The 13,203-nt window shown below is 48.0% G+C and carries 14 protein-coding genes; 6 read left to right on the top strand and 8 right to left on the bottom strand.

The window, feature by feature from the left end; translation table 11 throughout:
• Positions 1 to 351: FAD-binding protein (locus CIK04_RS01685; RefSeq protein ID WP_128824577.1), on the bottom strand; the 351-nt coding region annotated here is incomplete at its 3' end.
• A gap of 404 nt (positions 352 to 755) precedes the next feature.
• On the opposite strand from CIK04_RS01685, the gene epmA reads away from it, so the two are divergent.
• The 4 genes from epmA to CIK04_RS01665 all read left to right on the top strand — a co-directional run bounded on the left by epmA (position 756) and on the right by CIK04_RS01665 (position 3,949).
• Positions 756 to 1,727: an elongation factor P--(R)-beta-lysine ligase gene (epmA, locus tag CIK04_RS01680; RefSeq protein ID WP_128824576.1), complete on the top strand. Its 972-nt coding sequence runs from the start codon at positions 756 to 758 to the stop codon at positions 1,725 to 1,727.
• Between the two features lie 8 nt (positions 1,728 to 1,735).
• Positions 1,736 to 2,104, top strand: a complete 369-nt coding sequence (locus CIK04_RS01675; RefSeq protein ID WP_017419739.1) for a VanZ family protein — start codon at positions 1,736 to 1,738, stop codon at positions 2,102 to 2,104.
• Positions 2,105 to 2,226: 122 nt separating this feature from the next.
• Entirely contained in the window at positions 2,227 to 2,862 is a 636-nt protein-coding gene (locus CIK04_RS01670; RefSeq protein WP_011079257.1) for a TetR/AcrR family transcriptional regulator, read from the top strand.
• A gap of 133 nt (positions 2,863 to 2,995) precedes the next feature.
• Positions 2,996 to 3,949 carry an acetyltransferase gene (locus tag CIK04_RS01665; protein ID WP_097353208.1) on the top strand — a complete coding sequence of 318 codons (954 nt, stop codon included), beginning with the start codon at positions 2,996 to 2,998 and terminating at the stop codon, positions 3,947 to 3,949.
• Between the two features lie 67 nt (positions 3,950 to 4,016).
• Here the strand turns inward: CIK04_RS01665 and CIK04_RS01660 are convergent, their stop codons facing one another.
• The 5 genes from CIK04_RS01660 to CIK04_RS01640 form a co-directional block, all read right to left on the bottom strand.
• Entirely contained in the window at positions 4,017 to 5,180 is a 1,164-nt protein-coding gene (locus CIK04_RS01660) for a murein hydrolase activator EnvC (RefSeq protein WP_097353207.1), read from the bottom strand.
• A 21-nt stretch (positions 5,181 to 5,201) separates the two neighbouring features.
• Positions 5,202 to 6,023 carry a serine O-acetyltransferase gene (gene cysE / locus CIK04_RS01655; protein WP_011079261.1) on the bottom strand — a complete coding sequence of 274 codons (822 nt, stop codon included), beginning with the start codon at positions 6,021 to 6,023 and terminating at the stop codon, positions 5,202 to 5,204.
• Positions 6,024 to 6,063: 40 nt separating this feature from the next.
• Positions 6,064 to 7,101, bottom strand: a complete 1,038-nt coding sequence (gpsA, locus tag CIK04_RS01650) for an NAD(P)H-dependent glycerol-3-phosphate dehydrogenase (protein WP_038939547.1) — start codon at positions 7,099 to 7,101, stop codon at positions 6,064 to 6,066.
• Positions 7,102 to 7,284: 183 nt separating this feature from the next.
• Positions 7,285 to 7,752, bottom strand: coding sequence for a protein-export chaperone SecB (gene secB, locus CIK04_RS01645; RefSeq protein ID WP_011079263.1), 468 nt, complete (start codon positions 7,750 to 7,752; stop codon positions 7,285 to 7,287).
• A gap of 183 nt (positions 7,753 to 7,935) precedes the next feature.
• A complete protein-coding gene (locus tag CIK04_RS01640) occupies positions 7,936 to 8,370 on the bottom strand; it encodes a rhodanese-like domain-containing protein (RefSeq protein ID WP_011151335.1) in 435 nt (144 codons plus the stop codon).
• Between the two features lie 414 nt (positions 8,371 to 8,784).
• Here CIK04_RS01640 and gpmM point away from each other — a divergent pair, with 414 nt between their 5' ends.
• Positions 8,785 to 10,317, top strand: coding sequence for a 2,3-bisphosphoglycerate-independent phosphoglycerate mutase (gene gpmM / locus CIK04_RS01630; protein ID WP_026050332.1), 1,533 nt, complete (start codon positions 8,785 to 8,787; stop codon positions 10,315 to 10,317).
• A gap of 56 nt (positions 10,318 to 10,373) precedes the next feature.
• On the opposite strand, the gene CIK04_RS01625 is transcribed toward gpmM, so the two are convergent.
• Positions 10,374 to 11,261, bottom strand: coding sequence for a DMT family transporter (locus CIK04_RS01625; protein ID WP_017789720.1), 888 nt, complete (start codon positions 11,259 to 11,261; stop codon positions 10,374 to 10,376).
• 116 nt (positions 11,262 to 11,377) lie between these two features.
• Entirely contained in the window at positions 11,378 to 12,793 is a 1,416-nt protein-coding gene (locus CIK04_RS01620; protein ID WP_017789721.1) for a DASS family sodium-coupled anion symporter, read from the bottom strand.
• A gap of 228 nt (positions 12,794 to 13,021) precedes the next feature.
• Between CIK04_RS01620 and CIK04_RS01615 the strand changes: the two genes are divergently transcribed.
• Positions 13,022 to 13,203 (top strand): transposase domain-containing protein (locus CIK04_RS01615; protein ID WP_176463270.1); only part of this gene is annotated, 182 nt, incomplete at its 3' end.

Genomic DNA, 13,203 nt, shown 5'->3' with positions numbered 1-13,203 from the left:
AAAGCGACGAACGTTGACCTCGCCATTCTCCTTACGGCTCCATGGGCAACCCCATTGCTCCATTTGGATCATTTCGCGTGTCGCGTTTTCAACAAAGTATTCAACAACATCCTGTTCACAAAGCCAGTCACCACCACCAACGGTATCGTTGAAGTGATTGTCTAGGCTATCCTCATCCTTGATAACTGCTGCTGAGCCACCCTCTGCTGCGACCGTATGAGAACGCATTGGGTAAACCTTAGAAATTAAGGCTACTTCCAGATCCGGGTTTGCTTCAGCCGCTGCAATAGCAGTACGAAGACCAGCGCCGCCTGCGCCGATGACTGCGATATCTGTGATGATAGTTTGCACAGTTATCCTCCAGTGTGTGAGTGCGGAAATCCGCTTGTTATTGTGAGATAGGGGCGTAGACAAACGCATACTCCCCAAAAGTAGTAGTGACAGTGTAGAAGAGCTTTGTGATAGAAAAATTGATGTATTTAGGTTTTTGCTTCGGAAATGCAAATATGAGCATAGAATTTATAGGTTATGTGATAACTGTCACGGCAGCTTGTGTTGAGGATTCAACTGCTTGAGCTGCAAGGTGTTAATTGGATGTTGCCGATGATTTTTATCATCAATAATCGCAACCAATTTGTTGCTGTTTTTAGCTTGTACAACGTTGTTTTTGTGCTCAATAGCGATTGAGAAGTTGCTTGCAAAGGCTGAAGAAGGTGGTAAGTTCCACCGCAGAGTTATTGAGTTGAGAGTCAAAAATGCAAGCCGATTGGAAACCGACCGCATCAATTGAACAGCTGCGTCAACGCGCCGTTTTGATTGCCAATATCCGTCAATTTTTTGCCCAGAGAGGGGTGTTGGAAGTGGATACGCCAGCGATGAGCCACGCCACGGTTACCGATATCCATCTGCATACGTTCCAAACCGAGTTTGTGGGGCCTGGTTATGCTCAGGGGCGTCACCTTCATTTGATGACCAGTCCAGAATTTCATATGAAGCGTTTATTGGCGGCGGGAAGTGGCTGTATCTACCAAATGGCCAAGGCATTTCGTAATGAAGAGAATGGCCGTCACCACAATCCAGAGTTCACTATGCTGGAGTGGTATCGCGTTGGCTTTGATCACCACCAACTGATGGATGAAATGGATGATTTACTGCAACTGACACTCAAGTGTGGGGCTGCTGAACGCATGACGTATCAGCAAGCGTTTCTCTCTGTGCTGGGTGTTTGTCCGCTAGAAGGCTCCATGGCGGAGCTGAAAATCGTCGCAGCAAGGTTAGGTTTGAGTGATATCGCAGAGCCAGAAGAGGATCGTGATACCTTGCTACAACTGCTCTTTAGCATCGGTGTGGAAGCTAAGATTGGTCAGCAGGTGCCGGCATTTGTTTACGATTTTCCTGCCTCTCAAGCGGCATTGGCGAAGATTAACCCGAATGATCCTCGTGTTGCAGATCGCTTTGAGGTGTACTTTAAAGGTATCGAGCTAGCGAATGGTTTTCATGAGCTCGACAACCCAAAAGAGCAGCTGACACGCTTTGAGCAAGACAACGCGAAGCGTATTGACTTGGGGCTGACTCCACAACCTATAGATTACCATTTGATTGCGGCATTGGAATCGGGTTTACCTGCTTGTGCTGGGGTGGCATTAGGCGTTGATCGCTTGATTATGTTGGCGCTTGGCTGTACTCACATCGATGAGATCATCGCTTTTCCTTTTCCTATTGCGTGAGAATCGCTATGAAAAAACGGTATTTGTTGCTTATTTATGCGTCCTTAATCGCATTTTTATCATTGCGTTCTTCGAGCGGATTACAAGATTGGGGCGACATTCCGAACCTAGATAAGCTGCAGCATTTCATGGCGTACAGCTGTTTCTCGCTGCTCGCGGCAGTCAGTGTAAGGCATTGGTGGCAACGTGGTGTTGCCGCTTTCGCTATTTTGCTCTTTAGCGGTGGGATCGAATTGGCACAAGCTTACGTTGGTAGGGAAAGCTCGTGGTTTGATCTGTTGGCGAACTTATCTGGGATTATACTAGGCTTACTAACGTATAAGCTCTATTGCGTTTATCGATCTCGAAATGTGAAATCGATATACTCCAATGACTAGGTCGTTTTTCTCTTTTTCCTAATATACGATTTTATTCACGGAATAGGATCGGTTAGCAGGGGAAGATAAGCGAGCCCAGTGAGCAAGTTTTATCTTTCTAAGAAAGGGATTACACCACAATAATGAAAACACGTGAGAAGATCGTGCATGCTGCCCTTGAGCTGTTTAATCAGCACGGCGAGCGCAGCATCACCACTAACCATATTGCTGATCATATTGATATTAGCCCAGGTAACCTTTACTACCACTTTCGCAACAAACAAGAGATTGTGCGCGAAATTTTTGCTTTGTATGCGCAAGAACTGATTGAGCGCTTTACGCCAGTTCAAGAAAACCAAGAAAGTTTGGTGTTGTTGAAGCGCTATCTTGATTCGATCTTCACCTTGATGTGGAAGTACCGTTTTTTCTACGCCAATTTGCCTGAAATCCTCTCTCGCGATGAAGAGTTGCATCAACAATACATTGAAGTTCAAGATAAGCTACAAGCCAACCTAGTGGCGATTATGCGCGAGTTTGTTTCCCTTCAACTACTTGAATTAAATGAAGATGAACTCAAGTCCTTAGTGCGAACTTTGCACCTGATTGCGTGCAGTTGGTTAGCGTATCAGTCCGCCATGTCGCCCAAAGTCGCGATCACCGAGCAAATGGTACAGCAAGGCATGTTGCAAATGATTGCCGTGGTGAAGCCGATTGCGACGGAGCAAGGTATGGAGCAGTTACTGCTGCTTGAAGATGGCGTGCGCGCCCTGCACGGCTAAACATCTCACATTCAAGACATCCCTCTTATATATGACCATAAAGCATCATTCATGACTTTATGGTCGTTGACTTCTCTCCCTCACATCGGAAAATATCCAATAAATAATCAAACAGATATGGATATCTTCCCCGATGAATTACGACATCTTTAATGGCGATGCTGATGGCATTATTGCCTTGTTGCAACTGAGACTTGCCGAGCCAACATCCGCGACGTTGGTCACTGGTGTAAAACGCGATATCAAGCTGGTGGAGAAAGTGGCAGCACAAGCAGGCGATCATTTGACGATCCTCGATATTTCGATGGAGAAAAACATCGCTGGAGTGCAAGCCGCCTTAGCGGCCGGGGCGCAGCTGTTTTATGCCGATCACCACAAAGCGGGAGAGATTCCGCCTCACCCCCATCTCGATGCTCATATCGATTTGGATGCTAACATTTGTACAGCGTTGATAGTGGATAAGCTTTTGGACGGACGTTTTCATCACTGGGCTATTACCGCCGCGTATGGCGACAACTTGATCGCGCGCGCTGATGATCTCGCCATCAAAGCGGGTTTGAATGAGCAACAGAGAGCGCAGTTGTGCGAGTTGGGGACGTTAATCAATTACAACGGTTATGGCGAAAAGTTGGCGGATTTGCATTTTGACCCCGCAGAGCTGTTCTTGAGTTTGCTTGCCTACTCATCTCCTTTCGATGTGATTGCCGATGCCAGCTCGCCTTACCATCGATTAAAACAAGCCTATGAGCAAGATTTACATGCAGCGCAAGCCGTGTTACCAAAGCATCAAAGTGACAAGTTGGCTTTGATAGAGCTGCCCGATACACCAGCGTCGCGCCGAATCAGTGGGGTGTTTGGGAATTTATTGGCGAATCAGACACCAGAGCGAGCTCATGCGGTTCTGACGCGCAATCAAGATGACTCTTACACTGTCTCTCTACGTGCACCGTTAGCCAATAAGCAAGGGGCGGGCGATATTTGCAGCTCATTTGCCACGGGGGGGGGACGAGCGGCAGCTGCAGGCATTAATGCCTTAACCGCAGAAGAGTTACCCCGTTTTATTGAGGTCGTGGAAGCCTACTATTAGGTGGCAACGCGAACGAAAAATGGGAGCCTTGGCTCCCATTTTGTTGGCGAGGATTGACGTTGCTACTTCAACGGACGAGCCAGTTACGCGGATTTTGTGCTTCACTATTGCGGCGAATTTCGAAATAGAGTGACGCTCGATCTTGCCCGCCCGTGTCACCAGCAAGGGCGATCACTTCGCCTGCGGTGACTTTGTCGCCTTCTTTTTTCAACAAAGCCTGGTTGTAGCCATACAAGGTCATATCGCCTTTGCCGTGGTCTATCAACACCACGAGGCCATAGCCTCTTAAATACTCAGCAAATACCACCGTACCAGGGTAAACCGACTTGACTTGTTCACCATAGCGAGCCGCGATAACAATGCCTTTCCAGTTGATTTGTCCCGTCTGTTTGGTTCCGAACTGGTGCAGTATTGAGCCTTTTAATGGCCAGGGCAGCTTCCCGGCTTGTTTGGCTAAACCATCCATAGGAATGGCATTGCGTTTAGCCGCTTTAGCAATTTCTGCTTTCAGACGCGTTTCATTACGCTGCAGCTCTGCGAGGTAGTTTTTGTCGCTGGAAATACTTTGCTTGATGCTACCGAGTGTCTTTTTACGTTGGCCTTGAGTTTTCGCCAGTTGTTCGTGTTTCGTCGATTGTTGCTTGAGTAAAGATTCGATCTGACTTTGCTCATTCAGCAACTGCTGCTGACTTTGTTCAAGCTGTTTCTTGGTGGATTCTAACTCGTTGATGGTTTCCGCTCTCGCTTTGGCGAGATGCTGGAAATATTGGCTGATGCGATCTTCTTCGACGCCCTGTTGCAGTAATGAGGCAGAGGCATTGGCTCTTTGGGTGACATAGTAGGTCTGGATGAGGGTTTCTAAGCGTTCAGTTTGCGCTTTCTTTTGGCCTTCAAGTTCATCCATTTTGCGTTGCAACTGCCCCACATTCGCTTTTGCCGTAGCCAGTGCTTGCTTAGTTTGTTTAATCTCTTTCTCTAATTGCGCGATGCTTGTTTCTTGGCTGCGAAGCGATTTTTGCAGCTCGTCGAGCTGCTTCTCTTGATTCGATAAGGCTTTTTGTTGGCGAGAAATTTCATTTTTGACCCCTTGTAGCTCACTTGGACTCGCCGCATTGGTCGGGAAGCTCAGAAAAGTAAGAAGAACGCAGGTGGAAAGGAAAAAAAAGCCTGATTTGTTGGTTTTCTGTTTTGCCACGTACGTTCTTTCCTGAGCTATCAATGAAATCAGCATTGCGCTTGTTATGGCGCGCTGTTAGATGCCGTCACCGTCAATGAAGTTAGGGTATTTCCCGTTAAAGCCTTGATCCATATCGAGAGAGGGCTTGTCGGATTGTGGTCTCCCTACAATTCGTGCGGGTACACCAGCGACGGTAGTATGCGGTGGAACGGGTTGAAGTACAACGGAGCAGGAGCCAATTTTTGCACCTTCTCCAACTTCGATATTGCCAAGGATTTTCGCCCCAGCACCAATCATCACCCCTTCGCGGATCTTAGGATGTCGGTCGCCGCACTCTTTACCAGTACCACCTAACGTCACGTCTTGCAGGATGGATACATCATTTTCGACGACAGCGGTTTCCCCGATCACGATACCTGTTGCGTGATCAAGCATGATGCCTTTGCCGATACGAGCCGCAGGGTGAATATCCACTTGGCATGCCACCGAGATTTGGTTCTGCAGATAGGTCGCCAGCGCGTAGCGGCCTTGTTTCCACAACCAATTTGCCACGCGATAGCCTTGCAAGGCATGGTAACCCTTAAGGTAAAGCAGTGGGATAGAATACATAGAAACCGCCGGGTCACGATTCACTGTCGCACAGATATCGCAGGCGGCAGAATCGGTGATGTTAGGGTCAGCCGCAAAGGCTTCTTCAACCACTTCACGCACGGCCATTGCGGGCATGGAGGCCGTGTTCAGCTTATTGGCTAAAATGTAGCTCAACGCAGCACACAAGCTTTCATGCTTGATGATGGTGGCGTGATAAAAACTGGCGAGCATCGGCTCTTGCTCCGATAGCTCACGGGCTTCTTTGACAATGCTCTGCCAGACTTTTTGTTTTTCACAGTGTTTCATGGCGTATTCTCACTACTTTGGAATGGGGGCCAAAGTGTCCTTATTTTCCTTCGGATTTCTTATCGCGAGCCAGCAGTTCTTGCGCTGCCAGGCGCGCATCCTTTCCTTGATATAATACTTGATAGATTTGGTCAACAATAGGCATCTCAACGCCCATACGTTGTGCCAGCATCCACACCTCTTTGGTGTTGCGGTAGCCTTCGACCACTTGGCCAATATCCGCTTGTGCCGTGTCGACGTCTTTTCCTTGCCCAAGTGCAAGGCCAAATCGGCGGTTACGTGATTGGTTGTCGGTACACGTCAGCACCAAATCGCCCAAACCAGCCATGCCCATAAAGGTTTCTGGCTGTGCTCCCAGTGCGGCGCCCAAACGACACATTTCTGCCAAACCACGAGTGATTAATGCGGTACGAGCGTTGGCACCAAAACCGATTCCGTCAGACATCCCAGCACCAATGGCGATGACGTTTTTCACCGCGCCACCGAGTTGCATGCCAGTAAAATCACTATTGGCATAAACACGGAAGGTTTTGCTGCAGTGGATTTTTTCCTGTAGGTCGGCGACAAACTGCGCATCTGGTGAGGCGACCGAAATAGCGGTTGGCATACCTGCAGCCAGCTCTTTGGCAAAGGTTGGGCCTGACAACACGGCCAACGAGTAGTGTTCACCCAGCACATCAAACGCGACGTCTTTTAGAAGGCGACCAGTTTCAGGTTCAAGGCCTTTGGTGGCCCAGCAGATACGAGAGTCATCACGCAGATAGGGTTTTAAGCTATTGAGCACAATACCAAACACATGGCTTGGTACGACAACCAACAGATCTCTGCTCGCTTGCACGGCTTTTGCTAAATCGGATTCCACAATCAGGCTCGGTGGAAACTCAATACCGGGCAGGAATTCGTGGTTTGCGCGATCCGCTTCGAGCTTAGCCATATGCTCTGGTTCATGCCCCCAAAGGACAACGTTGGCACCGTTACGTGAAAGTGAGATTGCTAATGATGTACCGTACGAACCTGCGCCGATCACAGTCATTGAAATCTCTTTGCCGTAGGCGTTATTAACCAGTGTTTGAGTCATGCGTTTACCTGATGGTTGGTTTCATGATGATTGGCAGAGTATACCCTCATTAAAGCGAGCTTGGGTATCGCTTACCTAAGTTAGAGCCAATAAAAAATGCACATAACATCGTGTTTTCGGATGCATGTGCATTTCTTTTAATGCCTTTCACTGCGAACAGTTAGAGGGGAATTCCATACGGAATTAAGCTTGTTCTGCACCTTGTTGTGCAGCTTGCTGTTGTAGGTAGTTCATGAACAGCGCATCAAAGTTTACTGGCGCTAGGTTCAGTTGAGGGAACGTACCTTTCACCACTAGGCTTGAAATGGTTTCACGCGCATATGGGAATAGGATGTTTGGACAGAATGCACCTAGGCAGTGAGCCAATTGACCTGCTTCCATCTTCTCTGCTGTGAAGATACCGCCTTGTTGAACTTCACATAGGAATGCGGTTTCTTCTGCGTTTTTCACTGTGACAGTCAAACGTAGAATGACTTCGTAAACGCCTTCACCTAGCTCACGGCTTTGCGTATCGAGATCCAGTTTCACATCTGGGTTCCACTCTTTTTGGAACATGACTGGTGAGTTTGGCGCTTCGAAAGAAACATCTTTTAGGAAGATACGTTGGATAGCAAAGTGTTGTTGGGTATCTTGTGGTGCTGCTTCAGCCATTTTTAAATCCTTCAATATTCGTTAAATCAGACTTGTCGCTTCAAGCCTTGAATGTGTCTGCCCTGAGACTAACCGAGCCATTCATCAATGACCAGATCAACCCGTCATTACGTGCCAAGTATCACAACTTAGATGATTAACTGCTTTGATAATAACCAGTTATCTGACGGGTTTTAGTGGGAATTAACGTTTGCTACGTACCAAAGGTAAGTTCGCTTCGCTCCACGAAATCAGACCGTTTTTCAATACGCTGACGTTTTCAAAACCCGCTTTAGCCAACAGGTTAGCGCTTTCTTGCGCGGTTTGGCCTGTTTTGCATACTACGATGATTGGGTCAGATTTACGGTTTTCAAGGCTACCGAAGTTACCGTTCTTGATGTCTGATGGCAAAATGTGAACTGCGTCGGTGATGTGACCTTTTTTGAACTCGTCTTTCGCACGAATATCGATCACTTGGCCGTTTTCACGGTTTACCAATGCGGTAAGTTCGTTGACAGTAATGATCTTGTACGCGGCGGTAGCCGATTTCACGAAGCTCATTATCACGGCGATCACTAGGCCAACCCATGCCAAAAACATGATCATATTTTGCTGAATAAAGTCGATGTACTCTTGCATCTTGTTTGCTCTCGAACCATAAGCGGAAAAATAAAGTGGCAAGGAGTATAACGAGGTTAGTCGCGAGTGGCGAGTGAGTTAAAACTTTCTAACCAATAAATGGGATCTTATCTCGCCTCATGTCGGTTTGGGCTATCGTAGTGATTGGCGATATCGACTTTAGAAAAGAGTCGAAGTGGTGGATTATAATGGCAATGAAATCTTTCTGCCCAAGCGAAACTATAATTGGTGGTTGGTTAAGCGCTTTTTTCTTTATGGCCTGTAAGAATACAACGGGGGTTCGCCAACATAATTTGATCTTACCCTACAGTTTTGCTTAAAAAGTGTAGTAAAATTACGCTAGTTTTGTTTCAAGGCAAACAGGGAATGAGCCCTAAGCGCCGAAAGTTACTGAAATTTGACGAGGTCATCACTATGTCTGCTAAGAAGCCTTTGGCTCTAGTTATCCTTGACGGTTACGGTTACCGTGAAGACACAGCAAGCAACGCTATTGCGAACGCAAAAAAACCAGTTATGGATGCGTTGATTGCAAATCACCCAAACACGCTTATCTCTGCCTCTGGCATGGATGTCGGTCTGCCTGACGGCCAAATGGGTAACTCGGAAGTGGGTCACACCAACATTGGCGCAGGTCGCGTGGTTTACCAAGATCTCACTCGTATCACCAAATCAATCCTAGATGGTGAGTTCCAGCAAACGGCAGCGCTTGTTGAAGCGATTGACACTGCAGTGAAAGCGGAAAAAGCGGTTCACATCATGGGTCTGATGTCTCCTGGTGGCGTTCACTCACACGAAGACCACATTCTTGCAGCGGTAGAAATGGCAGCAGAGCGTGGCGCTGAGAAGATTTACCTACACTGCTTCCTTGATGGTCGTGATACACCACCACGCAGTGCAGAAGGTTCTCTACAACGCTTCCAAGATCTGTTCGCTAAGCTAGGTAAAGGCCGCGTGGCATCTTTGGTTGGCCGTTACTACGCCATGGACCGTGATAACAACTGGGATCGCGTTCAAGTGGCTTACGATCTTCTTACTCAAGCGAAGGCAGATTTCACTTATGATTCCGCAGTAGCGGGTCTTGCTGCCGCGTATGAGCGTGGTGAAAACGATGAGTTCGTTAAAGCGACCGAAATCAAAGCGGAAGGCCAAGAAAGTGCTGCAATGCAAGATGGCGACGCAGTGATCTTCATGAACTACCGTGCAGACCGTGCACGTCAAATCACTCGTACCTTCGTCGCTGATTTCGCTGGCTTTGAACGCGCAGCATTCCCAGCGGTGAACTTTGTGATGCTGACTCAATACGCAGCAGACATTCCTCTTGCTATCGCATTCCCACCTGCATCGCTAGAAAACACCTACGGTGAGTGGTTGTCTAAGCAGGGTCAAACGCAGCTACGTATTTCTGAAACTGAGAAATACGCACACGTGACGTTCTTCTTCAACGGTGGTGTGGAAACGGAATTTGCAGGTGAAGAGCGTCAACTTGTTGCTTCTCCTAAAGTGGCGACTTACGACCTTCAACCAGAAATGAGCTCAACTGAGCTGACTGAGAAAATGGTGGCGGCGATCAAGTCTGGTAAGTACGACACCATTATCTGTAACTACCCGAATGCGGACATGGTTGGCCACACTGGCGTTTATGAAGCTGCAGAAAAAGCGATTGAAGCGTTGGATGCAAGCGTTGGCCAAGTGGTTGAAGCGATCAAAGAAGTGGGTGGTCAGCTATTGATCACAGCAGACCACGGTAACGCAGAAATGATGGTTGACCCAGAAACCGGCGGTATCCACACCGCTCACACTAGCCTACCAGTACCACTTATCTACGTCGGTGACAAAGCGGTTGAGTTCAAGGAAGGCGGTAAACTGTCTGACTTAGCACCAACCATGCTGTCTCTAGCGGGTCTAGAGATTCCAGCAGAGATGACTGGCCAAGTATTGGTTAAGTAAGCTTAAACAGCTAAATGAAAGCCCGAGCATGACTCGGGCTTTTTTGTTTCTGTGCGTCACTGAACTAAGATGGCTGTTCCTGCTACCGCGACGAAGGCACCAAGCCACGCGTAACGATTGGGGCGTTGTTTGGTGTAGATCCACAGTATTGGCAATAACATGATTGGGGTTGTCGAGGAGAGTAAGGCAACCATCCCGACATTTCCTTCGCGCAAAGCGTACAGGATCAAGGTCATGCCAACTGCCATGGCGAGAAAGCCGTTAATCGCGGTAATGGCAAAGATGCGACCATTCATTTTTTGTGTTGCCCGAGAAATTTTTGCGCCAGTGGCTCTTAGTAGGCAATGTGCCACAAAGGCGCTGATCATACGGATAGCGGATGCTGCGACAGGGTCGATATCGGTTTGCATCACTGGTTTGGCAATAATTCCCCCTAGCGCTTGGCACAGAGCTGCCAGTAACCCTAAGGCGATGCCGATCCAAGCGGCACCTTTGACGGTTTCCAGTGCATTCTGACTTTGTCCACGTCGGCCAAAAAAGATCGCCAGAACGACGCCGGAAAATACGAGCAGCGATCCGAGTAGCTCCATTGACGTCATGCTTTCGCTAAACAGGAAGTAACCGAGAATGGCGGAAAAGACGGCATGGCAAGAGAAAAGTAGGCCCGCTTGGCGAGGCCCCATGCGATTTAAGCAAGCAAATAGCGCGGTATCGCCAATAAAGATACCAATCAAGCCTGAAAACATCATGGGCGTGATGTGTTCAGCCATGACACTTGACCAGCCTCCGGTAAACAGAGCCATACTGGAGAGCATTACCGCCGTGCATCCCATCCGCCAACGACTGTAAGCAAACGATCCCAAATGCTGAGCCGGCGTGACCGAAAGTAAACTGGCGATCGCCCACAGTAGTGCCGCGGCCAGTGCAAGCCATTCAAATCCCATTGATTGTGTGATCCCTAATTGAAGAGATCGACAATATGCCTCAAGTTATCATCTTGGCAAAGCACAGACGCGACTTTCTTCGCTTTGTCGTCGTGCTTTCTGATTCCCCTCTCTTATTAACCGAGAATCAAAACGGCCCCGTAGACGATGGCTAAGCCAATCACACCGATCAGCAAGCCCACTTTTGCCATGTCCTTGCTCTCGATTAGGCCGGTAGAGTAGGCCAGAGAGTTGGGAGGCGTTGACACAGGAAGAATCATCCCGAGCGAGGCTGAGAATGCTACCACCACCAGCAAGCCTTGTAAGCCTCCGACGGCTTCTAAACTGCTCATTGAGGTACCGATCGCGGCCGCGATTGGCATCAACAAGTTGGCGGTCGCGGTATTGGACATAAAGTTCGCCATAAGCCAGCAGACTAAGGAGAGCGATACGATGATGGCAAAAGGCGATAAAGCTTCGTAATTGATTGCGTGCGCTAAGGCTTTCGCCAGCCCTGTTTTTTCCAGCCCGATACCAATGGCAATACCACCTGCGACAAGCCAAAGTACGTCCCAATTGATCAGCTTGAGTTCTTCTTTGCCCATAATGCCTGTCAATGTAAACACTGCCAGCGGAATGATAGCCACCACATAGGTATTCATGCCGTGCAATTGTGTGGTCATCCAGAGCAAAATCGTGGCGGCAAACGTGATATACACCACCATGGCACGCCAGCTTTTCTTAAACTTGCCATCCAATTTCAGCGTCATTTGCGCTTCGCTAGAAGGGAAGAGTTTCTGCAATAAAAGCCAAGCAATGGTCAACTGAACAAGAACAAAGGGTAAACCCATTGCCATCCAACTGAGAAAGTCGATGCTGTTTTCTCCAGTTAAATATTGCAATGCAATGGCGTTGGGCGGGGTACCAATTGGAGTCGCGATGCCGCCTGTGTTTGCTGCTATTGGAATGCACAACACCAGTGCTTTTATGCCCAAATCGCCTTTTGGTGCGGAGGCAACGATGGGCCCCAATAGCGCCAGCATCATGACCGTAGTCGCGGTATTGGACATAAACATTGAAAACACGGCGGTAATCAGCATCAAACCTAACATAATAAATTTGGGTTGCTGGCCAAAAGGCTTGAGTAATACCCGAGCGAGGTTGTTGTCTAACTCGTATTTTGATGCGGCAATGGCGAGCGCAAATCCGCCCATGAAAAGGATGATGATTGGCGAGGAAAACGCGGAAAAAATGTCGGTATAACCAATCAACTCACCGAGATCGTGTCCGGCGGGAGGGGTACGAAACAGGTGTAATCCTTTATCAGAAATCATGATCAGCTCGAGGGCGATGATCAGAATTGAAGTGGCAAAAACTGGCACGGGTTCTAAAACCCAAAGTAAGGCTGCAAGTAGAAAGATGGCCAGTAGTCGATGTTGAATGAGCGTCAAATCATCGATAGGAATCGCATCGATGGGCATTAACAAAATGCCGATAGGGAGCGCAAAACAAACCAGCAGCTTCCATACCACAGTCATGTTCAATTTCTGCATTCATTGCACCTCAAGATTTCACGTGAAAACTTAGGTTAATTCATTGTGCAAAGAACATCTTAGAGGCGGGTTGAAGTTTCTGAATTCCGTTGATTTTTTATGAAGAGTTTTGTTTTTCGTCAAGAAAAAGCCCCAACGTTTGTTGCAATGTAGATCAGATAAGGATCGGTTGACCGATCCTTCTGATGAGAGACAATCGGAAACCTGTTTATAGGTTTCCGATTTTTTATGTCTATCCAAAACTATTTTGCTGACTTTCTTGAAGAGAGTCCTGTTGATGTCGCTCAGCTAACCACCTTCTCCGAGCATATTCCTGATGAGTGGGTTGCTAAAGCGGCAACACTTTCCGATAAAGCGACAATTCGTCGACGTCGTTTACCTAGTGATATGGTTCTTTGGCTTATTGTTGG

This window comes from Vibrio sp. 03_296 (genome assembly GCF_002265885.1).
This window is presented reverse-complemented; position numbering and strand designations above follow the sequence as displayed.